We start from the raw sequence: 25,575 nt of genomic DNA on the forward strand, positions 1-25,575 counted from the left end.
TTTTTAATCCAGTCCCCGCGCGCGCTGGTTGAACAGGCCGATATGCTGCTGCAAATGCAGAATAAAAGCGTCAACCAGCGCCGAAGAAGGGCGGTGCCGTGGTCGGATCAGGCTGACGGTGAAAGGTACCTCAATGCTGAAGCGCCTGATTGCTACGCCGCTGTCGGCGTAATCCAGCGCGGTTAGCGGATTGACTATCGACACGCCGACGCCTGCTCTGACCATCGCGCAAACCGATGCCGCGCTATGCGTCTCCATCACCATCCTGCGCTGTACGTTCTGTTCATGAAACAGGTGATCCAACAGCTGGCGATAACTGTCGGTTTGCGACAGGCTGATGTAGTTCTGACCAGCAAAATCCTGCGGCGTCAAACAGGCTTTACTCGCAAGCGGATGCCCGACGGGCAAAACGCACACCTCATTACCGGTGAAAATTTCACAGCGTTCCGTTCCGGCAGGCGTCTGGCTGGTTTCGGTTAGGCCCAAATCATAGCGCTGCGCCGAGAGCCACTCCTCCAGCAGCGGTGACTCCTGCGGAATGATATTCATACTGACGTCGGGATAGCGCTGCAAAAACGGCTGGCAGAGCGTGGGCAGCAGCGACTGGGAAAAAACCGGCAGGCAGGCGATAGACAGCTCGCCCTGGCGAAACTGGCGTAGTCCCTCGGCGGCGTTAAGAATTCTGTCCAGACCGTACCAGGAGCGCTGCACCTCTTCAAACAGCCGCAGCCCCTGAGCGGTCGGCTGCAGGCGGCCCCGTATCCGGTCAAACAGCTGCAGTCCGATCAGCTTTTCCAGCCTTGCCAGTTCGCGGCTAACCGTCGGCTGTGAAGTGTGCAGCATTGCCGCGGCTTCGGTCAAATTGCCGCTGGTGATCACCGCATGAAAAATTTCGATATGCCGTAAGGTTACGCCAGCCATATAAACGTCCTGAAAAAGCAAAGCTATATCATGGATGAATAGAGTGCGCTAAAACAGATATTTTTCATTCAGCTCCTGCCGTGGCGTAATCATCTCAGCCAAACTTAAAGCGCTCTGCTGAGAGTTTTATTATAAGAACGCGTTCCAGGAGATAGCCCGATGCCACGCTTGCTTAACAACACCGAAACCGCATTGACTCAGGACAACCTGCTGCCGCTGGTACGTCAGTATGGCGGCCCCGTCTGGGCCTATGATGCTGCGGTGATCCAACAGCGCATCGCGCAGCTAAAGCAGTTTGACGTGGTGCGATTTGCGCAAAAAGCCTGCTCAAATATTCATATTTTGCGTCTGATGAAGGCGGCGGGCGTGCGCGTAGATTCTGTTTCGCTGGGTGAAATTGAGCGCGCGCTGGCGGCGGGTTTCCAGCCAGGCGGTGAAGATATCGTCTTTACCGCTGATGTTATTGATGAGCCGACGCTGGCTCGCCTCGCGGAACTACGTGTCCCGGTCAACGCCGGCTCTGTTGATATGCTGCACCAGCTGGGCGCGGTATCGCCGGGCCATCCGGTCTGGCTGCGCGTCAATCCCGGCTTTGGTCATGGTCACAGCCAGAAAACCAATACCGGCGGTGAAAACAGCAAGCACGGTATCTGGCACGGCGATCTGTCGCTGGCGCTGGCTGCGGTAGAGCAGCATCAATTGCAGCTGGTCGGCATTCACATGCATATTGGTTCCGGCGTTGATTATGGTCATCTGGAGCAGGTATGCGATGCGATGGTCAAGCTGGTTGTCGATTGTGGTCAGGATGTACAGGCTATTTCCGCAGGCGGCGGGCTTTCTATTCCCTACCGTTTTGGTGAAGAGGCGATCGATACCGCACACTATTTTGGCCTGTGGGATGCGGCTCGCCAGCGCGTAGCGCAACATCTGGGCCATGCGGTCAAGCTTGAAATCGAACCGGGCCGTTTTCTGGTTGCCGAGTCTGGCGTGCTGGTCTCCCAGGTTCGGGCCGTTAAGCAGATGGGTAGCCGCCATTTTGTGCTGGTAGATGCGGGCTTTAACGATCTGATGCGGCCCGCCATGTACGGTAGCTATCACCACATTTCCGCAATGGCCGGTGACGGACGTGAGCTGGGAGAGGAGACTATCGAAAGCGTGGTGGCCGGACCGCTGTGTGAATCGGGCGATGTCTTTACCCAGCTGGAAGGCGGCAACGTTGAGACCCGCGCCCTGCCGGCCGTGAAGCCCGGCGACTATCTGGTTTTCCACGATACCGGCGCTTACGGGGCTTCTATGTCGTCCAACTACAATAGCCGTCCGCTGCTGCCGGAAGTGCTGTTTGAAAACGGCCAGCCGCGTCAGATCCGTCGTGCGCAAACCGTGCAGGAACTGCTGGCGCTGGAAATTTAGTCCGGCGAGCCCACCGAATGACGGCGCACCAGCGTCGGGCTAAACATATTGGTCACCTCAGGCAGCGGCTGGTTATTCGCCAGCGCTAACGCCAGCTCCGCTGCCTGCTGCGCCATGGTGACGATAGGGTAACGCACCGTCGTCAGCCTTGGACGCACGTAGCGCGACACCAGCACATCATCAAAACCAATCAGCGACATCTCTTCCGGCACGCGCACGCCGTTATCGCTCAGCACCGCCAGCGATCCTGCCGCCATTGAGTCGTTATAGCAGGCTACGGCAGTGAAAGGCTTGCCGCGTCCCAGCAGTTCCGTCATCGCCTGTTCGCCGCCGGTTTCATCCGGTTCGCCAAAGGCCACCAGCCGATCGTTGCAGGGCAGGCCGTGCTCTCTCAGCGCATCGTAATAGCCTTGCAGACGATCTTCCGCGTCGGAAATGGAATGGGTTGAGCAGATAAAAGCGATATTGTGATGACCTTGCTGAATCAGATGACGGGTCGCCAGCCAGGCACCATAACGATCATCCAGCGCAATACAGCGTTTCCCAAAGCCGGGCAGCGTGCGGTTGATCAGCACCATACCGGGGATTTGCTCCATTAGCGGAATCAGATCGGCATCGGGAATTTTTTTAGTATGGACCACCAGCGCGCCGCAGCGATGGCGAATAAGCTGCTCAATGGCCTGACGTTCTTTTTGCTCGTTGTGATAACCGTTGCCGATCAGTAAAAAGTTGCCGGTGCGGTAGGCGACCTGCTCCACGGCTTTAACCAGCGCGCCAAAAAAGGGATCGGAAACGTCGCCCACCACCAGCCCCATGGTTTCCGTGGACTGCTGCGCCAGCGCGCGCGCATTGGCATTGGGATGATACTGCAGCTCAGCCATCGCGCTGTTGACGGCAAGTCGGGAAGCCTCGCTCGCCTTGGGCGAATGATTAATCACGCGGGAAACCGTGGCAACGGAAACGCCCGCAAGCCTGGCAACATCCTTAATGGTGGCCATAGTTCCAAAACCTTCCAGGGTAAACGTTTACATTGCGCTAAGTGTTGCGGAAATTTCCTGTTACTTCAAGCACACAGAATGTAGCCGCCGTCGCAAAGCCGTTAATTGATTGGCGATCCAGCCACCAGGACGGGGATTCAACGGCGCGCGAAAAAAATGGTAATCTGGTTGCCAGAAAAGATAACACCAGCCGGAATCATTCATGACCATTAAAAAAGTGCCGCACCTTGCCCACTGGGGCGCCTTCACCGCCGTGGTAGAAAACGGCAGGCTGCTGCGCTGCGAGCCTTTCTTTGCCGACCGCGATCCTTCACCCATGCTGAATACCATCCCGGAACTGGTTTATTCCGACAAGCGCATTCGCCAGCCGATGGTGCGCCGTTCCTGGCTTAAATCGCGTGAAAAAAGCGATCGCACGCTGCGCGGAAGAGAAGACTTTGTCGCCGTCGACTGGGAAACCGCGCTGGATCTGGTGGCGGAAGAGAACCGCCGCGTGCGCGATCGCTACGGCGCTTCCGGCATTTTTAATGGCTCTTATGGCTGGTCATCGGCAGGACGCGTCAACCATGCGCGAACGCTCGTCCGCCGTTTTTACTTCACCGGCGGCGGCGGCGTGGATCAGTTGGGTAACTACAGCTGGGGAGCGGCGCAGTTTTTTCTGCCTTATATCATCGGCACCTATATGCCGCTGACCGGACGCGTCACCGACTGGCCCGACGTGGTCAAACACTGCGAGATCTTCCTGGCCTTTGGCGGCCTGGCGCTAAAAAATGGTCAGGTAGCTTCCGGCGGCGCTGGCGAGCACAGCCTGAAACCCGCGCTGCTGGAGCTGGCAGCGAAGGGCACGCCGATCATCAATATCAGCCCGATGCGGGATGACTGTCCGGAGTTTGTTAACGCCGAGTGGATTCCGATTCGGCCCAACACCGACGTGGCGCTGATGCTGGCGCTGGGCTTCGAGACAGAGCGACTGGACGCAGCCGATCGGGATTTCCTTGCTTCACACTGCGTCGGCTATCCGCAGCTGCGCAGCTATCTGCTGGGTGAAAGCGACGGTATAGCGAAGACGCCGCGCTGGGCCAGCGATATCACCGGCATCCCGGCCCAGCGTATTGAGCAGCTGGCTAAACAGCTGATCGGCAAGCGGAGTTTTATCACCAGCTCCTATTCTGTTCAGCGCGCGCACCGTGGCGAGCAGCCTTACTGGATGATGATTGCACTTTCGTCCATGCTGGGGCAGCCGGGCCTGCCGGGCGCCGGTTTCTCTTTTGGACACGGTTCGATGAACAGCGTTGGCAATCCGCGTATTGAAGGGCCAGCGCCGCTAATGTCGACCGGGGTAAATCCGATTGCCGATCGCGCTATCCCGGTCGCGCGCATCAGCGATATGCTGTTGAATCCCGGCCAGCCTTACGCTTTCCAGGGCGAAACGCATACCTATCCCGATATCCATCTTATTCACTGGGCTGGCGGCAATCCTTTTCATCATCACCAGCAGCTTAATCGCCTGGTCGAAGGCTGGCAGAAGCCCGATACCGTTGTCGTACAGGACATCGTCTGGACGCCAGCCGCGCAGATGGCCGATATTGTGCTGCCGGTCACCACCACGCTGGAACGCAACGACATTGGCGGCTCTTCCCGTGACCGCTTTGTGCTGGCTATGCATCAGGCCATCAGGCCGCAGCATCAGGCCCGTAACGACTTTGATATTTTTGCCGATCTGGCCGATCGGCTGGGCTACCGCGAGGCCTTCACTGAAAATCGCAACGAGATGCAGTGGATCGAGCATCTTTATCAGCAGTGTGCGGTTGCGCATCAGCGTAAGGGCATTGACTGGCCAGAGTTCCAGACCTTCTGGGAACAAGGTTACGCAGAAGTACCGGAAGGCGGAAAACCGTTTATTTTTATGGAGGATTTTCGCCAGGATCCGCTGAAGAATCCGATCCAGACCGCCAGCGGCAAAATTGAACTGTTTAGCGAAACCATCGGCGGTTTTGGGCTGGAAGATTTTGCGCCGCATCCCGAGTGGCAGCCGCCGCAAGAGTGGCTGGGCGCGGAACTAAGCCAGCGCTTCCCGCTGCATATGATCTCTATTCAGCCTGGCGACAGGTTGCATAGCCAGATGGACGCTACGCCCTCCGTGCAGGCCAGCAAAACCGCCGGACGTGAAACCTTGTGGATGCATCCGGACGATGCTAGCCCGCGAGGCATTGCCGATGGCGATGTTATTGAGGTCAGCAACGAGCGTGGCCGCATGCTGGCGGGCGTTCGGCTTACGGACGGCGTTAGCCGCCGCGTGGTCCTGATTGCTACCGGAGCGTGGTTCGATCCGGGCTTCGGTAAGGCCTGGCAACCGTTCGATCGCGCGGGCAATCCTAACGTGCTGACGCTGGATATCGGCACCTCATCGCTGACGCAAGGACCAAACGCCATGAGCTGCCTGGTGGAAATCCATAAGGCCGCCGTTGATGACGCGAAAGCATAATATTGGTAACGCATGCTGAATGATATGCCGCGGGTAAAACCCAAAAACGGCGTGGAAAATCCGTTCTGAGCTCGCCGCAACAGCGCGGCACACGTCCTGTTTAAGCAGCGCTTGCCGTGGGTAAAACTTGCCGAGGCCTCTTAGCGGCGAGCTTTAAATGTGCAAAAGTGCATAAGAATCACATGGCTGGTTACATTTTGCGGGTAACTGTTGCGAATGCAGGCTGGCGGGTCGGCTGGTGCGGTTGCTACAGTTTACGTCCCAGAGGTATTGATGGGTGAACATCAAAAGCTTTTACTTTGTTTCACCGACCTGCGCAGATGCGCAGGTTTTTTTTACCTGAAGCCTGCCGCAGGCGGCACAACTCCACCTGTTTATACGCTAAACCCGGGCGCAACAATCACGATCTGAAACACAGTTTTCCTGTCATCATCCCCGCATTTTTTGTATAACTCCCGGTCAGTTATTCGCTATCCGCTAACAGAAGAGCTATGCCCCGCTTAAAGAAATTACTGGCTAAAGACCAGGCAAAAACGCCTTTTCATCCCTTTCGCTTTCGTCTGATTTGCCTTGGCGTGTTTGCCTCTATGCTTCTGCTGCTGGTATGGGTAGGGGATCTCCAGCTGATTAACCATCCTATGCTGGAAAAGCAGGCGGATGAGCGCTCGCTGCGTACGGTGACTATTCCAACCAATCGCGGCACGCTGCTGGACAGAAACGGCGAAGCGCTGGCGCTAAGCGTGCCGTCGCGCGATATCATTGCCGATCCGCAGCGCGTGCTGGAAGCAAATCCCGATTTTACCAGCGCGAAATGGGAATATCTGGCTAACGCGCTCGATCAGCGTCCCGAAGAAATTGCCCGGCAAATCAAGGCTAACCCCAACCGGCGCTTCTTGTACCTGGGGCATAAGATTGAGCTGGGTATTGCGAAAGACATCGCCAAACTGCATCTGACCGGGATCTCAACCGTTTATGATGACAGCCGTTTTTATCCGATGAGCGAAGCAACCGCGCCGCTAATCGGCATCGTTGGCGCTGACAATACCGGCCTGAACGGGCTGGAAAAAGGCTACGATAAGGTACTGCAAGGCACGCCGGGCGAGGAGAAGTATCGCCAGGATGCCCACGGCAATATCATTGCAATGATCAACTATGAGCCGCCAAAACAGCCGCCGACGGTGCAGCTCAGCATCGATAAGTTCGATCAGTACACTATGTACACCAAACTGCGCGACGGCGTGTTGGTGAATAAAGCGGACTCGGGCGCGGCGGTACTGGTGAAAATCGACACCGGCGAAATTTTGGGGATGGCTTCTTATCCTTCTTATAATCCCAATAATTTTGTTGATGTGTCACCAAACCAGATGCGTAACGCGGCAATTAACGACAGCTATGAGCCTGGTTCCACGGTAAAACCGCTGGTGGTTATGGAAGGCCTTGCGCGCAAGCTGGTGCGTCCGGACTCCGTGCTGGATACCACACCTTACCGCGTAAACGGCCACCTGATCCGCGATGTTGGCCACTGGCCTCGCCTGACTATGACCGGCATTTTGCAAAAATCGAGCGATATTGGCGTATCGCATATTGCGCTGGCGATGCCTGCCGAAGTCCTGGTCAATACCTATCACTCTTTTGGGCTGGGTAGACCAACCGGGCTGGGGTTGACTGGCGAAAGCGTGGGTTACTTTCCGCTGCATCGTGAACGCTGGGCGGATATCGAAAGGGCTACCTTCTCCTTTGGCTATGGCCTGCGCGTTACGCCGTTACAGATTGCACGTGAATATGCCACGTTAGGCTCTTTTGGCGTATATCGTCCGCTTTCAATCACTAAGGTTACGCCACCGGTTATCGGCACGCGCGTAGCCAATGAGGACATTGTGCGTTCGGTCGTGCATATGATGGAGAGCGATGCGTTGCCGGGCGGCAGTGGCGTGCGCGCAGCCGTGCCGGGCTATCGTCTGGCAATCAAGACCGGTACGGCAGAAAAGATGGGCGCGAGCGGTAAATACGATGGCGGTTATATCAACTATACCGCTGGCGTAGCGCCAGCCAGCAATCCGCAGGTGGCGCTGGTGGTGATGATTAACCATCCTACCGCTGGCGATCACTTTGGTGGCTCGGTTGCGGCACCGGTGTTCGGCAATATTATCGGGCCGGTACTGAAGCATCTGAACGTGGCACCGGACGCGCTTTACTCTACCCACAACGGCTCATAGCTCTTTTCGGGGATGGTTAGCCACCCAACCGCTTAGCGGCGGCAAGGGCTGGCCGGACAAGCAGATAGTTTACGCGCAGGGAAGCGCGAAACGAGCCGGGATGGCCGTATTAAAGAGGTTTCCCGTGCGGTCACCCCTTAATGCCTTATGCCCGATCCCATAGCGACTTCCAAAGTAACCTGCCTCTTAACGCCTTATTTTCGAGCCCGTGGCAGCTTTCCAGGCAATCTGATCCCTAACGCCTTATGCCCAATCCGGCAGCGACTTCCAAAGTAACCTGCCTCTTAACGCCTTATTTCCGGGCCCGTGGCAGCTTCTAAAGCAACCTGATCCTTAACGCATTACGTCGCCCCCTGGCTTTTTTCAAAATAATCCAGCCATTGCCGCATCAGGCCACTCCCTGGCAACCTCCACAATCCGCCTGTTTTTCCTCGCCTTTGTGTCACAGTTCAACTTTAACGACTAAATATCCTCGCAAACCGGCAGTTGTTCCAACGATTGAGAATGCTCCGATCTATTAAATTAAATTTATCTACTATTCCATGTATTGATCTCTAAACTTTATGTATTCCGGCATGGATAGCTCTGTCTCCGCGACGTGATTTAAGAGGATTTCCGTGCAAATTACCCGAACAGCATCTGTACTCCCGATTCCTTCCCCACTGTCATTACTGGCCGTTTTGATCGGCTCGCTTTTGCTCAGCGGCTGTGGTGGTGGTGGCGGCGGCGGTAGCAGCAACAATGAAACCGTAAACACTACGCCAACACCTACAACGCCAACGACGCCGACACCAACACCAACGACGCCGACGCCTACGCCGACAACGACGACTACAACCACTACTCCAACGCCGGTATCGACGACCCCGGTGACAACCTACGGCCCGGTGAAAGTAGGGATAGTGGACTCGGGGCTGGCGGCTGGCCGTTCAGACATCAACTACGCCAACGTCCATTTTACCTCTTATCTGTCCGGGGCCAGCCAAACCCTGAACGATAACAACGGCACGGCAGGGCACGGAACGGTAGTCGCATTGACCATTGCCGGTCTTGCCAGCGGCGCCTTTTCCGGCGGCGTGGCACCAGACAGCGATCTGTGGATAGCTCAGGCGTCCAGTAACAATCTTTTTTATTACAGCGACACTCAGCGAGCAATCAGCGGGCTGCTAAATAACGGCGTGAAAATTATCAACATGTCTTATGCTTCCGGCGAGCGTTTGACAACGACTGCTGAACTGGAAAGCGCGCGGGTCAGCGGCCGTTACGATCTGCTGCGTGACAGCCTGAGCAGCATTGTCAGCGCCAACGCGTTGGGCGTGGTGGTGACGGGTAATAACGGCACCTCAACGCCATCGCCTAATGCTCAGATCCCGCTGATTTATAACGACGCCAGCCTGGAGAAAGGGCTGATCGCCGTCACCGGTTACCTGCCGGGCTATACCGTGGCGCAGGGCAGTCGCCCACCTGAGCTATATGTATTTGACGCCTGTGGCGATGCAGCGGCCTGGTGTCTTGCCGCGCCAGGCTACGCCGATTATTTGCAGGATGACGGCACGCTTGCGCGTAAATATGGCACCTCTTTTGCGGCGCCTCGCGTTGCTGGCGCTGCCTCAAGAGTCTCGGCACAGTTTCCCTGGATGACGGGCTACAACCTTCAACAAACCTTGTTAACCACGGCGGACTATCATACCGATGCCGTCCAGGGCGTCAGTCAGGATACCGCCAATGGCCGTCCTTATAACGATACCTTTGGCTGGGGCAATGTCGATGTCGATAAGGCCCTGAAAGGGCCGGGCATGTTTTATAACGCGGACTTTACCGCCGCGCTGACCTACGGCAGCTACGTTTTTTCTAACGACATTAGCGGCAATGGCGGGTTAATTGTGACGGGAGCCAGCGACGCGGGTGGCATACTGACGCTGACCGGCAATAACACCTATACGGGCGCAACCCAGGTCGAAAGTAACACATTGTATATAGATGGCAGCGTCGCCAGCGACGTACGGGTAACCGGCAGCGGTTTGCTGGCTGGCTCGGGCAACATCAGCGGCAACCTGAGCAATCAGGGGACGGTTGTCACTACGTCTGGTGGAGCGCTACATGTTGCGGGTAGCTATCAACAGAGCGCCGACGGCACCTTGCGCATCACGCTTTCCGAACCGCTGACGGTGGCGGGGCCGGCAACGCTGAACGGCGCATTGCAGGTTACCTTGCCTTCCGACACCTATGTTGTGCAAACCAACGAATCGTTGTTGCAAAGCGGGCAGGGGATTAGCGGCCAGTTTTCCAGCGTCGATACCGGGGTATTCCTGCAGGGGACGGTTGCCTATAGCAGTAACAGCGTCGACGGGCATTTTCAGCGCGTCAATACCGTGCAGGCGGCGGAAGCGGCTGGGCTTACCGGTACGGCGACACTGAAAAGCGCCGCAAACGTAGAACAGGCGATGCAGGTTGCCGATAGCCTTTCCACACAGTCTGGCTTATCTGCGCAGCAAACCTCGCTGTTACAGGCCGCCGCCGCATTTGAGCAGATCGGCAGCAGTGCAGAGGCTGCGGCAGCGCTGGACTCGCTTTCCGGGCAGGCGCACGCCAGCGGCAACGCCATCCTTTTCAACAGCCTGGACTACCAGAACCAGCTGCTGAACAACCGTCTCGATCCTGAGCAACGCAAAAATAACGGGGTATGGGCGGAAACCGGTACGCTGCACGGCGATCTGCAACAGGATGGCTATCTGGGCAGCCACTATCGTACCAATACGACGGCAATCGGTATCGACAGCGATTTTGACGTTACGGGCCTGCGGCTGGGCGCGGCGGTGACCGACAGCGAGATCAAAGCCAGCTATGACGGCAGCGGCGGCAACAGCAGTAACAGCCTGCAGGGCGTCATGTTTTACGGGCAGTATGCCGTGACGCCGGAATGGATTTGGCAAGGAAACCTGAGCTATCAGCACGGCAATACCGAACTCGATCGGGCTGTGTTAATTGATGGCGTGCAGGCGACCTCATCAGATACGAGCAATGACAGCTGGCAAGCGTTGGTAAAAACGGGCTACCGCTGGTCGCTGGACGATTACCTGACGCTGCAACCTTATGTCGGAATGAAGCTAAGTCAGCTCTATACCGGCGACTTTAAAGATAAAGGCAGCGCGCTGGGTCTGCAGGGCGACAGCGCGCGCTACAGCCGCACCGTTGGGCTGACCGGGCTTAACCTGAGCGCACCGCTGTTTGACGTGGACGAATGGTGGTCGCTGCTGTCGGTTTACGGCGAATATCAGCATGCCTTTAGCAATCCGTCGCTGGACGTCAACGCCAGGTGGACAGGGGCTGGTTCAGAAGGTGAAAGCTTCCAGATCCCCGGCATGCGGCTCGATCAGGATTCTCAATGGTATGGCGTAAGGGTTGACGTGGCGAAAGCTAAAGATGCGCGGCTGTTCCTGCGAGCGGATAAGCATATTGCGGATAAAGGCGACGAGTCGGTATTCCGTGGCGGCGTCGATATCGCGTTTTAACCTTCCTCCACCTTTGCCTGACGGTTCGTGCCGTTGGGCAAAGGTTCCTCTGATTGCAGCAAAAGATCACACAACTCTTAACTGTTTTTTTGCATCAGCACTACAACTACTTTGCGCCATTCGGAGTAGGGTGGTGCCATCACGATTTAACACCGCATTCCGTTAGGTCGTGCAGCCCCTTGCCGTGTTGGTAGCGCTGTGAGGGGCGATTTTTTCTCACCGGACGGGAAGCCTATGGCCAAGATCAAAGACAGAACGCCGAAACGAGGGGGACGCTCGGCTGCTTTCCAACTGCGCATTCATCCTGAACTTCATAAGCAGCTAAAAACGCTGACCGATAACGAAAACGTTACGCTTTCCTGCTGGCTAAAAGAGCTGGCGCGGCGTGAACTACGTCGACGCGGCATTGAGCCGGAAGGGTAGATCGTCAGGGGAGAAGCCAGCTCGTCGGGTAACATCAGTTCAATAAGAAATACAATCAGGCACGATGGGTAGCACAAAATGCTTATTCGTAGCTTTTGAACATCTAATTTATCAGAAACTTAACACTGTCAGCCGACGTCCCCTTCTATAATCAACCTCTTTTATGAGAATAGTCACTCTCATTACTATTTTATTCTACTCTATTGAGAACAGACCATGCGCTTAAAGATCCTTTCAGCGAGCCTGATTTTTCTGCTGGCCGCCTGTGACCAGCAGACTTCTACTGAGGCCAGTAACCAGCCTGTATCCGTCGGCGTAGCCACACTGCATAGTGAACCGGTAACCCTGTTCACGCAGCTGCCAGGGCGTACTACTGCCGTGCGTACGGCCGAGGTGCGTCCGCAGGTTAGCGGCATCATCATGAAACGCCTGTTTACGGAAGGCGGTGAAGTGAAAGCAGGCGATCCGCTGTACCAGATCGATCCCGCCAGCTATCAGGCGGCCTACGATAAAGCCGAAGCGACGCTGCTGAACGCCAATAAGCTGGCGCAACGCTATAAGCCGCTGGCTGCCGCGCATGCCATTAGCGGGCAATCCTATGATGATGCCGTCGCTGCCGCCAGAGAAGCAACGGCAGATCTGGAAACCGCACGCGTCAATCTCAATTACACCAAAGTTCGTGCGCCAATCTCCGGCCATATCGGGCGCTCGCTTTCCACGGAAGGCGCGCTGGTTACCAACGGCCAGACCAGCTATCTCACCACCATCCAGCAGCTCGATCCTATCTATGTCGACGTCAGCGAATCGTCGCAGGATCTGCTGCGTCAGCGTCGCGCGCTGGCGGAAGGCAAGCTGAAAGCCGTGGGCGACAATGCCGCAGCGGTAAAGCTAACGCTGGAAGACGGCTCAACCTATCAGCAGGAAGGCAAGCTGGAGTTCTCTGAGGTGACGGTGGATCAGGGTACCGGCAGCGTCACCATGCGTGCTTCTTTCCCGAATCCGAAACGCATTCTGCTGCCGGGCATGTTTGTTCACGCCAGCTTCCCGGAAGGCGTTGCCGACCAGGGCATTCTGGCCCCGCAAGAAGCGATCATGCATGACACTAAAGGTAAGCCCTATGTCTTTATCGTGAAAGCGGACAACACCGTAGCGCAGCAAAGCATTACTACAGGCGAAATGATCGGCAACAAGTGGCTGGTAACGTCCGGTTTGCAGGCCAACGATCGCGTAGTGGTAGAAGGTCTGCAGGATGTGCGTTCGGGTAGCAAGGTACAGCCAAAGGAAGCACAGGCAAAAACCGCGCCGCAGGCCAACCTGACGACCACCGATCCTTCAGCGCAGTAGAGGAAAACTGATGTCTAAATTCTTTATTGAGCGTCCGATTTTCGCCTGGGTAGTGGCGATCATCGTGATGCTGGTAGGCGGTCTGTCGATCCTCAAATTGCCGATCAACCAGTACCCCAATATTGCGCCGCCAGCCATCTCTGTTCAGGTGACCTACCCGGGTGCCAGCGCCGAAACCACGCAGAACACCGTGGTACAGGTTATTGAACAGCAGCTGAACGGCATCGATAATCTGCGCTATATCGAATCGCAAAGTAACAGCGACGGTAGCGCCACCATTATCGTTACCTTTAACCAGGGCACCGATCCGGATACTGCCCAGGTTCAGGTACAGAACAAGGTTTCGCTGGCGGAGTCGCAGCTGCCGACGGAAGTAACCGAGCAGGGCATCAACGTTCGTAAATATCAGGCCAACTTTATGCTGGTGGTCAGCCTGATTTCGACCAACGGCAAAATGAGTAACGGTGACCTGGCCGATCTGCTGGTATCCAAACTGGAAGATCAGGTTGCGCGTACCAAAGGGGTGGGCGATTTCCTGGTGATGGGGTCCGAATACGGCATGCGTATCTGGCTCGATCCGGCCAGGCTCTACAAATATCAGCTGATCCCCAGTGACGTTTCTACCGCCATTACCCAGCAGAACGTGCAGATCTCCAGCGGTAAGCTGGCCGGCCTGCCAACCGTGCAGGGCGCGAAATTCAGCGCCACAATCGTGGGCAAAACGCGTCTGCAATCCGTTGCTCAGTTTGAAAATATTCTGCTGAAAGTCAACACGGACGGCTCGCAGGTTCGTCTTAAAGACGTGGCGAAAGTCGATCTTGGCCCGCAGGATTACAGTATTTCTGCGACCTACAACGGCAAACCTTCCGCCGGGATGGCGCTGCGTCTCGCCAGTGGCGCAAACGTGCTGGATGCGATTAACGCGGTGCGTACTACGGTAGATAACTTGAAATCTTCGCTGCCGGACGGCGTGGAAGTGAAGTTCCCTTACGACACTTCGCCTGTGGTCAGCGCGTCGATTGAGGAAGTTGTCAAAACGCTGTTTGAAGCGATTGGACTGGTGTTCCTGGTGATGCTGGTGTTCCTGCAAAACCTGCGCGCAACGCTGATCACTACCATGGTGGTGCCGGTCGTGCTGCTGGGCACTTTCGGCATTTTGTCCGCCTGTGGCTACACCATCAACACGCTAACGATGTTCGGTATGGTGCTGGCAATAGGGCTACTGGTGGATGATGCCATCGTGGTGGTGGAAAACGTCGAGCGTGTAATGCACGACGAAGGGCTGGATCCCAAAGCCGCCACGATCAAATCGATGGAGCAGATTCAGGGCGCGCTGTTTGGTATTGCGCTGGTGCTCTCCGCCGTGCTGCTGCCGATGGCGTTCTTTAGCGGGTCTACCGGCGTAATCTATCGCCAGTTCTCTATTACCATTGTTTCCGCAATGGCGCTTTCGGTGCTGATGGCGCTGATCTTCACGCCCGCACTCTGCGCCACGCTGCTTAAGCCAGGTTCGGCAGATCATAAAACCACCGGTATGGCAGGCTGGTTTAACCGCAAGTTTGACGCGGGCACGCTGCACTACACTAACAGCGTTGGTGCGGTGATCTCTAAACGTAATCTGTTTTTGGTTATCTATCTGCTGGTGGTGGTCGCGACCGGGTATCTGTTTACGCGGGTGCCAACCTCGTTCCTGCCGGATGAAGATCAGGGCGTGATGATGATGCAGACCACGCTGCCCGCCAACGCCTCGGCGGAACGCACCCAGCAGGTTCTGGACGAAATTCAGGCGTGGCTGCTGAAAAACGAGCCGGAAGTCAGCTCGGTGTTCTCGCCAAACGGCTTTAGCTTCTCCGGACGCGGCGAAAACACGGCGATGTCGTTTGTGCTGCTGAAACCCTGGGCTCAACGTAACAGCGATCAAACCGTGCAAAAGCTGGCAGCTCGCACGATGGCGCACTTTGCCACGCTAAAAGACGCGAAGGTGTTTGCGCTGGTGCCGCCTGCCGTGATGGAGCTGGGTAACGCCACCGGTTTTGACTTTTATTTGCAGGATACCAATAACCAGGGCCACGCGGCGCTGATGGCGGCGCGTAACCAGTTCCTTGGCATGGCCGCGCAGGACAAACGCCTGACCGCAACGCGACCAAACGGCATGGATGACGAGCCGCAGTATCATTTGATTATTGATGATGAACGCGCCCGCGCGCTGGGCCTGAGCCTGGAGGATATCAACGATACGCTTTCCACCGCCTGGGGTTCCAGCTATGTGAACCAGTTTATCTACAACGGTCGAGTGAAAAAGGTCTATCTGCAGGGCAACGCGGGTTCGCGCGTGACGCCATCTGACCTGAACAAATGGTACTTCCGCAACAGCAGCGGCAACATGGTGCCGTTTTCCGCCTTTGGCAGCGGCGAATGGCAGTATGGCTCGCCGCGCTATGAGCGTTTTAACGGCGTCTCGGCGGTCGAAATCATGGGTTCTCCGGCCAGCGGCTACAGCTCTGGCGACGCGGTAAAAGCGGTTAATGACATTGCGGCCAAACTGCCGAAAGGGTTCAAAGTGCAGTGGCACGGCCTGTCATACGAAGAGCAAACCTCCGGCTCGCAGACCACGGCGCTTTACGCCATCTCTCTTCTGGTGGTGTTCCTCTGCCTGGCCGCGCTGTATGAAAGCTGGTCGATTCCGTTCTCGGTGATCATGGTGGTGCCGCTGGGTATCCTCGGGACTATCCTGGCAGTGCTGATGCGCGGACTGGAAAACGACGTCTTCTTCCAGGTCGGGCTATTGACCACCGTCGGCCTGGCAGCGAAAAACGCCATCCTGATTGTCGAGTTCGCCAAAGACCTGCATGAAAAAGAGGGTAAAGGGCTGGTCGAAGCGGCAATGGAAGCGGCCAAACTGCGTATCCGTCCCATTATTATGACGTCAATGGCCTTCGTTCTGGGCGTGTTGCCGCTGACCATTTCCAGCGGCGCGGGCGCGGGCAGCCAGCACTCAATCGGTACAGCCGTAGTGGGCGGCATGATCACCGCCACTTTCCTGGCGATCTTCTTTGTGCCGATGTTTTATGTCGTGGTCGCACAGCGTTTCTCTGGCAAGAAAAAAACCAAAACTGAGGTAAAAGAATAATGCACTCCCGGACTTTTTCACTGGCAACGCTGCCGCTGGCAGTGGTGCTGGTACTGAGCGGCTGTACGATGGAACCGAAATATCAACGTCCTGCGCTGCCGGTAGCGGCGCACTACGACCAGCAGGGAAAGGCAACGGCTAACGGCGCGGATATCAGCTGGCAAAATTTCTTCACCGATCCGGTGATGCACAAGCTGATTGCCATGTCGCTGGCGAATAACCGTGACCTGCGCGTTGCGGCGCTAAACGTCGAAGTGGCGGGTTCGCAGGTGCAGATTGACAGGGCAGCGCTGCTGCCTTCCATCAGCGCCAGCGCTTCGCAAACCGCTGCGCATCTGCCCGGTAACCTTTATAACACCGCGTCAACCGGCCCGGTCACCTACCATGAGTTCAACACCAGCCTGGGCGTTAGCGCCTGGGAGCTGGACTTCTTTGGCCGTCTGCGCAGCCTGCGCGACGCCGCACTGGAAAGTTATCTGGCGACGGCGGCCACGCAGCGCGCCACGCAGATCAGCCTGATTTCACAGGTGGCGTCGGCTTATCTTTCACTCTGTGCCGATAACGAGCTGCTGAAGCTGGCGCAGGACACGGTGAAAAGCCAGCAGGATTCTTACAACCTGACCAAACGCAGCGTGGAAGGCGGCGTCAGCAGCGAGCAGGATCTGGTACAGGCGGAAACCTCCGTGCGTACCGCGCAGGCTGATGTAGCGACCTATACGCGCCAGGTACGTCAGGACGTTAATGCGTTGGCGCTGCTGGTTGGCACGGATCTCCCGCCGGATATGCTGCAAAATGCGCATCTGAATAAGAACTGGGATTTCCCGGCGACACCGGCAGGCCTGCCTTCCGATCTGTTAACGCGTCGTCCGGATATTATCTCGGCCGAACATACGCTGAAGGCGGCCAACGCCAATATCGGCGCGGCTCGTGCGGCGTTCTTCCCAAGCATCAGCCTGACGGCATCCGGCGGCTCCACCTCCAGCAGCCTGGGGCATCTGCTGGAAGGCGGCACGGCGGCCTGGTCGTTCGGGCCGAGCATCAATCTGCCTATTTTTGACGGCGGCGTAAACTCGGCTAATCTTGATATCGCCCATTTGCAGAAACGCATTGAAATTGCTGACTATGAGAAAGCGATCCAGACCGCGTTTAAAGAGGTGGGCGACGCGCTGGCAGGGCAGGACACCTATAAAGATGAACTGACCGCGCGCGAACAGGATGAGCAGGCCAACCAGCGCAACTATGATTTTGCCCATATCCGCTATCAGCAAGGCGTGGACAACTATCTGAACGTACTGGTGGCGCAGCGCTCGCTTTATGCGGCGCAGCAATCGCTGATAACCACGCGTTTAGGGCAGCTGAATCAGCAGATTACGCTGTATAAGGCGCTGGGCGGCGGCTGGAAATCATAACGGTTTTCAGCTGGCTTTACGTGATTACGTAATCCTTACGTAACAAGGATGGAATTTAATCAGCGCTCTCACCCATAATATTGCCGGGTCACAGACTGACCTGGCTTTTTTCAGGCGGTAGCGTCATGCTGCCGTTTCTTTGTTTTACTTGATCTTACAGAGCCTCATGACCCCAACGACTGCGAAAACCTCATCCTCACGCCGTAAAAAAATTATTTTACTGATCCTGGTCATCCTGCTTGCGCTGCTGGCGTGGCGCTTCTGGCCGAGTTCTGGCGCGCGCAATGCTGGCGGCCCTCCAGGCGCGGGCGGCCCACATGGCGGCCCCGGCATGATGATGTCCGGCCCCGTTGCGGTGCATGCGGGCAACGTGACCACGGCCGATGTGCCGGTCTATCTGACCGCGCTGGGCACGGTCATTCCCAACGCGACCGTTACCGTCACCAGCCGCGTTGATGGCCAGCTGATGAAGGTTTACTTCACCGAAGGGCAGAAGGTGAAAGCGGGCCAGCTGCTGGCGCAAATCGATCCACGTAGCTATGAGGCCACGCTGGCGCAGTACCAGGGCGAACTCAACCAGAATCAGGCGCTGCTGCAAAGTGCGGAACTGACGCTGGCACGCTACCGCAAGCTTTATGCGCAGGACTCGCTTGCCCGTCAGGATCTTGATACGCAGACCGCCACCGTTGGGCAGTACCGCGGTGCCGTTAAGGCCGACCAGGCGCAAATTGCCGCGGCGAAGCTGAATATCGAGTTTGCACGCATTACCGCGCCGGTTTCCGGCCGCGTTGGCCTGCGTCTGGTGGACGAAGGCAATATGGTGCAAACCAGCGACTCTACCGGCATTGTCACCATTACCCAAATGCAGCCCGCTGCCGTGACCTTCAGCGTGCCGCAAAGCAATATTCCCGTGCTGATTAAGGCCTTGCACAACGATCAAGCACTGCCTGCTACCGCCTTCGATCAGGAAGGCAAGACCGCGCTGGCTACCGGCAGCGTGAAGTTTATCAGTAACCAGATCGACACCAGCACCGGCACGGTAGAACTGAAAGCCCTGTTCGATAACAACGACGAAGCGCTCTTTCCTAACCAGTTCGTCAATATGCGGCTGCAAACCGGCACGCTGAAACAGGCGACGGTGATCCCTGCGCAGGCGCTTCAGTTAAGCAGCGACGGCAGTTTTGTTTACGTCATTAACAGCGACAAAACGGTAACGCGCCGCGCGGTGAAAACCGGGCCAGCGCTGGGCGACACGCAGCAGGCTATTTTGTCCGGCGTGAAGGCAGGCGAGCAGGTGGTGACCGTCGGCATCGACCGTCTCAGCAACGGCAGTAAAGTCTCTGTGGTTACTGCAGACGAAACCAAAGCTGCCAGCGGCAAAGCGAAAGCGCAATGAATCCGTCCCGTATCTTTATAGAGCGGCCGGTCGCCACCATTTTGCTGATGGTCGGCGTATTGATTTCCGGCATTTTCGCTTACAAATTCCTCTCTACCTCGGCGCTGCCGCAGGTGGATTATCCGACTATCCAGGTCACTACGCTCTATCCCGGTGCCAGCCCGGACGTGATCGCTTCTGGCGTTACCGCGCCGCTGGAGCGACAGCTTGGCCAGATGGCCGGTCTCAGCCAGATGGCTTCCAGCAGCTCGGGCGGCTCCTCGGTTATTACGCTGAAGTTCTCGCTGGATCTGTCACTGGACGTGGCCGAACAGGAAGTGCAGGCGGCCATCAACGCCGCCGACAGCCTGCTGCCGTCCGATCTGCCTAATCCGCCAACCTATAAAAAGGTTAACCCGGCAGATACGGCGGTGATTACGCTGGCGGCCAGTTCCGATACGCTACCGCTGATTAAGGTGCAGGATCTGGTTAATACGCGTATTGCGTTGAAGCTGTCGCAGATTTCCGGCGTCGGTATGGTGACGCTGGCGGGCGGTCATCAGCCAGCCATTCGCGTGCAGATGGATCCGAAAGCGCTGGCGGCGCACGGCCTGACGCTGGAAGACGTTAACACGCTTATCAGCAACAGCAACGTTAACGGCTCAAAGGGCGGCTTTGACGGCAAATATCACTCCATTACTATCGACGCCAACGATCAGCTGCGCACGGCCAAAGAGTACGGCAACCTGATCCTGACTTACCAGAACGGCGCGGCGCTGCGGCTGCACGATATTGCACACATTGAAGAGGCGTCGGAAAACACTTATCAGTCCGCGTGGGCCAATAACAGCCCGGCGATTATTATCAGCGTGCAGCGCCAGCCGGGCGCTAACGTTATTTCCGTGGTCGACAATATCAAGGCACAGCTGCCGACCCTGCAGGCCGCGCTGCCGGATGGCGTAAAAGTGCAGATCTTGTCTGACCGCACCCAGACCATTCGCTCCTCTATCAGCGACGTGCAGTTTGAACTGATGCTGTCGATTGCGCTGGTGGTGATGGTAACGTTCCTGTTCCTGCGCAACGTGGCGGCGACGCTGATCCCCAGCGTGGCGGTGCCGCTGTCGCTGGTGGGGACCTTTGGCGTGATGTATCTGGCGGGCTTCAGCCTTAACAACCTGTCGCTGATGGCACTGACTATCGCCACCGGGTTTGTTATCGACGACGCCATCGTGGTAGTGGAAAACATCTCAAGACGACTGGAGCAGGGCGAAACGCCGATGGAAGCGGCGCTGAAAGGCTCGGCGCAAATCGGCTTTACTATTATCTCGCTGACCTTCTCGCTGATTGCGGTTTTGATCCCGCTGCTGTTTATGGGCGACGTGGTCGGCAGGCTGTTCCGCGAGTTCGCCATCACGCTGGCGGTATCGATTCTGGTTTCCATGCTGGTCTCGCTCACGCTCACCCCCATGCTTTGCGCTTATCTGCTGCGCCACATTCCGGAAGAGAAGCAGAGCCGTTTTTATCGCAAGGGAGGTCAATTCTTTGACAAGCTGGTAGCCGGTTACGATCGCCTGCTGACCATTGTGCTGAACCATCAGCGGCTGACGCTGCTGGTCGCGCTGGCGACGCTGGTCTTTACCGCGCTGCTGTATGTGGTCATTCCCAAAGGCTTTTTCCCGTCGCAGGATACCGGGCTGATTCAGGGCGTGACCGTAGCATCACAGGACGTCTCCTTTAACGAGATGGCAAAGCGGCAGCAGCAGCTGGCGGAGATCGTACTGAAAAACCCGGCGGTAGAAAGCCTCTCTTCCACTATCGGTATTGACGGCACTAATACCAGCCTCAACAGCGGACGACTGCAAATTAACCTGAAGTCGTTCGACGAGCGCGACGAGCGCGCCGACAAGATCATCAGCGAGCTACAGCAGGCGACCAAAAACGTGCCGGGTATTCAGCTGTATCTACAGGCCTCGCAGGATTTAACGGTTAACGATCAGGTGACGCCAAACCAGTATCAGTTCTCGCTGGACGATGCGGACAGCGAAAACCTGGTCAGCTGGTCACCGAAGCTGGTCAGCGCGCTGGAGAAACGGCCTGAATTCCGTTCCGTGGTGAGCAATCTTCAGGATCAAGGGCAGGTTGCTTACGTCGAGCTGAATCGCGACGCCGCGGCCCGCTATGGCATTACCGCTTCTGACGTGGATACCGCGCTGTATAATGCGTTTGGTCAGCGGCTGGTTTCCACTATTTTTACCCAGTCAAACCAGTATCGCGTGGTGCTGGAAGTGGCGCCGCAGTACCAGCAGTCGCCCGCGTCGTTTAACGATATCTGGCTGGCGGCCTCGTCGTCGTCAACGTCAACGTCGGACAGCAGCGGCTCGTCATCTACTTCAACAACCGGCTCCTCCTCCAGCAGCAGCTCGTCCGGCAGCAGCTCGTCCGGCAGCAGCAGCTCGACCAGCAGCAGTTCGACCAGCACCACCAGCATGGTCAGGCTGACCTCGATTGCTACTATCCATCAGCGCATTGGTTCGCTGGTACATATGCGGCTGAACCAGTTCCCGGCGGTGACGCTCTCGTTCAATCTCAATGACGGCTACTCGCTGGAGGATGCGCAAAAGGCGATTGCCGAAACGCAGCAAAGCCTGCATATGCCGTCCAGTATTACGCTGCGCTACCAGGGCGAAACCGAGGCGTTTTTAAATGCCAACAGCAACACGCTATGGCTGATTCTGGCAGCGCTAATGACCATGTATGTGGTGTTGGGTATTCTGTACGAAAGCTTTATTCACCCTGTCACCATTCTTTCCACGCTGCCTTCGGCGGCGGTAGGCGCGCTGTTGACGCTGCTGCTGGCGAATACCGAATTCAGCCTGATTGCGCTGATAGGGGTGATCTTGCTGATCGGTATCGTGAAAAAGAATGCGATTATGATGATCGACTTTGCGCTGGACGCAGAGAAAAAACAGCACCTTAGCCCGCGTGACGCCATTCACCAGGCCTGTCTGCTACGTTTCAGGCCGATTTTGATGACCACGATGGCGGCGCTGTTGGGCGCTCTGCCGCTGATGCTGGCATCGGGTTCCGGTGCCGAACTGCGCCAGCCGCTGGGGATAGTGATTGTGGGCGGTTTGATCTTCAGCCAGGTACTGACGCTGTTTTCTACGCCGGTTATCTATCTGTGGTTCGATCGCCTGGCCGAGCGCCTGCGTCGTAGACTGCGCAGGGCGGAAAGATGAACATCACGCGCTTCTTTATTTTCCGGCCGGTAACCACGCTGCTGTTAATGCTGGCGCTGCTGCTGCTGGGCGCGTTGGGCTATCGCCTGCTGCCTGTGGCGCCGCTGCCGCAGGTCGATTTCCCGACCATTATGGTTTCCGCCAGCCTGCCGGGCGCCAGCCCGGAAACGATGGCGGCCACGGTGGCCACGCCGCTGGAGCGCGCGCTGGGGCAGATTGCCGGTATCACCGAGATGACCTCCAGCAGCTCGCAGGGATCGACCAACGTCATTTTGCAGTTTGAGCTGAGCCGCGATATCAACGGCGCGGCGCGTGACGTGCAGGCGGCGATCAACGCTTCGCGCAGTCTGTTGCCGAGCAGCATGCCTTCGCTGCCTACCTACCGCAAAGCTAACCCGTCAGATGCGCCCATTGTCATGCTGGCGCTAACCTCGACCACGCGTTCCAAAGGTGAGCTATACGATCTGGCCGACAGCGAAATCGACCAGAAAATTGCCCAGGTTAAGGGCGTGGGCGACGTTTCGCTGATGGGCAGCGCCTTGCCCGCCGTGCGCATTGATTTGCAGCCGCAGATGCTGACCCATTTCGGCGTGTCGCTGGATACGGTCAGCACGGCGATTGCCAACAGCACCACCAATTTGCCGAAAGGAATGCTGCAGGGCGAAAAACAGTCTTGGGTGATCGACAGCAACGGCCAGCTTGAACAGGCAAAGCAGTACCGTAATCTGATCGTCAGCTACCAGAATGGCCGCGCCATCCATCTTAGCGATGTCGCCACCGTTTACGATTCGGTAGAAGATCAGTACAACGTCGGCTACTACAACGGTTCGCCGTCGGTAATGATCGGCGTCACGCGGCAGGCCGGTGCCAACATGCTGGAAACCATTGATGCGATCAAAGCCCAGCTTCCGGCGTTAGAAAAAAACCTGCCGGCTGACGTGGCGTTGAAAATCGTCGTTGACCGTTCACCCAACGTTCGCGATTCGCTTTATGACACGGAAGAAACGCTGCTGATTGCCATGATGCTGGTTATCGGCGTGGTGTTTGTCTTTTTACGCAACTTACAGGCGGTGGCGATCCCCGCGCTGGCGCTGCCGGTTTCGCTTATCGGCACCTGTGCGGTGATGTATCTGCTGGGCTACAGCCTGGATAACCTGTCGCTGATGGCGCTGATTATCGCCACCGGATTTGTGGTGGACGACGCAATAGTCGTGCTGGAAAACATTACCCGCTATATCGAAGAGGGGCTAAGTCCGGTACGCGCGGCGCTCAAGGGGGCTAACGAAGTTAGCTTTACCGTGCTGTCGATGACGCTGTCGCTGGTAGCGGTGTTTATCCCCATCCTGTTGATGGGCAGCATTGTTGGCCGTCTGTTCCGCGAGTTTGCGGTTACGCTGACCGTTTCGCTGGTGATCTCCATGCTGGTATCGCTGAGCCTGACGCCGATGCTCTGTTCACGCCTGCTGAAGCGCAAGCCGAAGGTTACCGTACGGCCACATCCTGTTTATCAGTGGATTGAAAACGGCCTCAACCGGCTGCTGGCTGCCTATGCCAGCGCGCTGAACTGGGTAATGCGCCACCAGCGGCTGACGCTGTTTAGCCTGATACTCACCGTTATCCTTAACCTGTTCCTTTATTCCGTGGTGCAAAAAGGCTTCTTCCCCAATCAGGATACTGGCCTGCTGATGGGGATGCTGCGCGCCGATCAGAACATCTCTTTTCAGGCGATGAAGCCAAAAGTGGAAGCGTTCGCCAAAATGATTCAGCAGGACCCGGCAGTAGATGGCGTAATGTCATCAATGGGCAGCGGCGCGTTCGGCTCGCGCAATACCGCCAACTTCTTCGTCCATCTTAAGGACTTCAAAAAGCGCGACGCGACCGCGGCAGAAGTGGCTAACCGACTGAGCGGCAAAACGCGCAACGTGCCTGGCGTAGAGCTGTTTTTGATGGCCGCGCAGGATTTGCATATCGGCGGCCGTAGCGCCAACGCCAGCTATCAGTACAGCCTGCAGGCGGACGATCTGGATACATTGCGTATCTGGACGCCTAAGGTTAAGGCGGCGCTGGAAGCCATTCCGCAGCTGAACAGCGTGGACTCCGATTCCCAGACCGGCGGCCAGGAAGTGATGATCAATATCGATCGCGACCGCGCCAAAAGGCTGGGCGTCGACGTCAATATGATCGATACGATGCTGAACAACTCCTTTGCGCAGCGTCAGGTCGCCACGCTTTATAAGACGTTGAATCAATATCATATAGTGATGTCGCTACAGGACGCCTATACGCGCGATCCGGACATGCTGAACAAGCTTTACGTCGTTAACGATTCCGGCGCTCAGATCCCGCTTTCCGCTTTTGCCAGCTTCAGCGGAGCCAACGCGCCGCTGTCGGTAGCGCATCAGGGGCAGTCGGCGACCAGCACCATTGCCTTTAACCTGGCGGACGGCGTCTCGCTGGAGCAGGCGTCGGCGCTGATTAAAACCGCGATGGCAAAAATCGGGCTGCCGAGCGATGTTCAGGCCGGATTCCAGGGAACGGCGAAGGCTTTTGCCGATCTGTCGGCTTCAATGCCGTGGCTGATTCTGGCCGCGCTGGCCGCCGTTTATATCGTGCTGGGCATGCTGTACGAAAGCTATATCCATCCGCTGACCATTCTTTCCACGCTGCCGTCCGCGGGCGTCGGGGCGCTGCTCTTACTGCTGCTGACCAACACGCAGCTGACGGTTATTGCGCTAATCGGCATTTTGCTGTTGATCGGTATCGTGAAAAAGAACGCCATTATGATGATCGACTTTGCGCTGGCCGCCGAGCGTAACCAGGGCATGACGCCGCAGCAGGCGATTACCCAGGCCTGTCTGATGCGCTTTCGACCCATTATGATGACCACGCTGGCCGCCTTTTTTGGTGCGTTGCCGCTGGCGCTGGGCAGCGGCGGCGATGCCGATCTGCGCAGCCCGCTGGGCCTGGCGATTGCCGGTGGCCTGGCGCTGAGCCAGCTGTTAACGCTGTTTACCACGCCGGTGGTTTACCTCTATCTCGATCGCGCCAGTCGCGCTACCAAACGCCAGTGGGCACGCCTCAGAGCTTAAATGATGAAAATAATGACTTTACCC

The 25,575-nt window shown here is 56.9% G+C and carries 13 protein-coding genes; 11 read left to right on the plus strand and 2 right to left on the minus strand.

The window, feature by feature from the left end; genetic code table 11:
• Positions 1-3 precede the first annotated feature (3 nt).
• A complete protein-coding gene (locus ACMGGR_RS03230; protein ID WP_246760081.1) occupies positions 4-921 on the minus strand; it encodes a LysR family transcriptional regulator in 918 nt (305 codons plus the stop codon).
• Positions 922-1,080: 159 nt separating this feature from the next.
• Here ACMGGR_RS03230 and lysA point away from each other — a divergent pair, with 159 nt between their 5' ends.
• The gene (lysA, locus tag ACMGGR_RS03235) at positions 1,081-2,331 is read left to right on the plus strand and encodes a diaminopimelate decarboxylase (protein ID WP_414148148.1); all 1,251 of its coding nucleotides are present in this window, start codon (positions 1,081-1,083) and stop codon (positions 2,329-2,331) included.
• Here lysA and galR read toward each other — a convergent pair.
• Positions 2,328-3,329: an HTH-type transcriptional regulator GalR gene (gene galR, locus ACMGGR_RS03240; RefSeq protein ID WP_414148149.1), complete on the minus strand. Its 1,002-nt coding sequence runs from the start codon at positions 3,327-3,329 to the stop codon at positions 2,328-2,330. The two genes, lysA and galR, sit on opposite strands and share 4 nt — an antisense overlap.
• 202 nt (positions 3,330-3,531) lie before the next feature.
• Here galR and ACMGGR_RS03245 point away from each other — a divergent pair, with 202 nt between their 5' ends.
• The 10 genes from ACMGGR_RS03245 (at position 3,532) to ACMGGR_RS03290 (ending at position 25,551) form a co-directional block, all read left to right on the plus strand.
• On the plus strand, positions 3,532-5,814 hold the full coding sequence (locus ACMGGR_RS03245) for a molybdopterin guanine dinucleotide-containing S/N-oxide reductase (RefSeq protein WP_246760084.1): 2,283 nt from the start codon (positions 3,532-3,534) through the stop codon (positions 5,812-5,814).
• A gap of 491 nt (positions 5,815-6,305) precedes the next feature.
• Positions 6,306-8,030, plus strand: a complete 1,725-nt coding sequence (locus ACMGGR_RS03250; protein WP_246760085.1) for a penicillin-binding transpeptidase domain-containing protein — start codon at positions 6,306-6,308, stop codon at positions 8,028-8,030.
• Between the two features lie 617 nt (positions 8,031-8,647).
• A complete protein-coding gene (locus ACMGGR_RS03255; protein WP_414148150.1) occupies positions 8,648-11,542 on the plus strand; it encodes an autotransporter domain-containing protein in 2,895 nt (964 codons plus the stop codon).
• A gap of 234 nt (positions 11,543-11,776) precedes the next feature.
• On the plus strand, positions 11,777-11,965 hold the full coding sequence (locus ACMGGR_RS03260; RefSeq protein ID WP_246760087.1) for a toxin-antitoxin system HicB family antitoxin: 189 nt from the start codon (positions 11,777-11,779) through the stop codon (positions 11,963-11,965).
• A gap of 216 nt (positions 11,966-12,181) precedes the next feature.
• Positions 12,182-13,309 carry an efflux RND transporter periplasmic adaptor subunit gene (locus tag ACMGGR_RS03265; RefSeq protein ID WP_414148151.1) on the plus strand — a complete coding sequence of 376 codons (1,128 nt, stop codon included), beginning with the start codon at positions 12,182-12,184 and terminating at the stop codon, positions 13,307-13,309.
• Positions 13,310-13,319: 10 nt separating this feature from the next.
• Entirely contained in the window at positions 13,320-16,439 is a 3,120-nt protein-coding gene (locus tag ACMGGR_RS03270; protein ID WP_414148152.1) for an efflux RND transporter permease subunit, read from the plus strand.
• Positions 16,439-17,848 (plus strand): efflux transporter outer membrane subunit, encoded by a 1,410-nt coding sequence (locus ACMGGR_RS03275; RefSeq protein ID WP_246760090.1) that lies wholly within the window; start codon positions 16,439-16,441, stop codon positions 17,846-17,848. The genes ACMGGR_RS03270 and ACMGGR_RS03275 overlap by 1 nt, the downstream gene beginning before the upstream one ends.
• A gap of 166 nt (positions 17,849-18,014) precedes the next feature.
• Positions 18,015-19,244 (plus strand): MdtA/MuxA family multidrug efflux RND transporter periplasmic adaptor subunit, encoded by a 1,230-nt coding sequence (locus ACMGGR_RS03280; protein WP_246760091.1) that lies wholly within the window; start codon positions 18,015-18,017, stop codon positions 19,242-19,244.
• Entirely contained in the window at positions 19,241-22,462 is a 3,222-nt protein-coding gene (locus tag ACMGGR_RS03285; RefSeq protein WP_414148153.1) for an efflux RND transporter permease subunit, read from the plus strand. Before ACMGGR_RS03280 ends, ACMGGR_RS03285 begins: the two co-directional genes overlap by 4 nt.
• Positions 22,459-25,551 (plus strand): multidrug efflux RND transporter permease subunit, encoded by a 3,093-nt coding sequence (locus ACMGGR_RS03290; RefSeq protein ID WP_414148154.1) that lies wholly within the window; start codon positions 22,459-22,461, stop codon positions 25,549-25,551. Before ACMGGR_RS03285 ends, ACMGGR_RS03290 begins: the two co-directional genes overlap by 4 nt.
• Positions 25,552-25,575: the final 24 nt, after the last annotated feature.

It is taken from the genome of Erwinia sp. BNK-24-b, assembly GCF_047456155.1.
Classification (GTDB): domain Bacteria; phylum Pseudomonadota; class Gammaproteobacteria; order Enterobacterales; family Enterobacteriaceae; genus Erwinia; species Erwinia phyllosphaerae.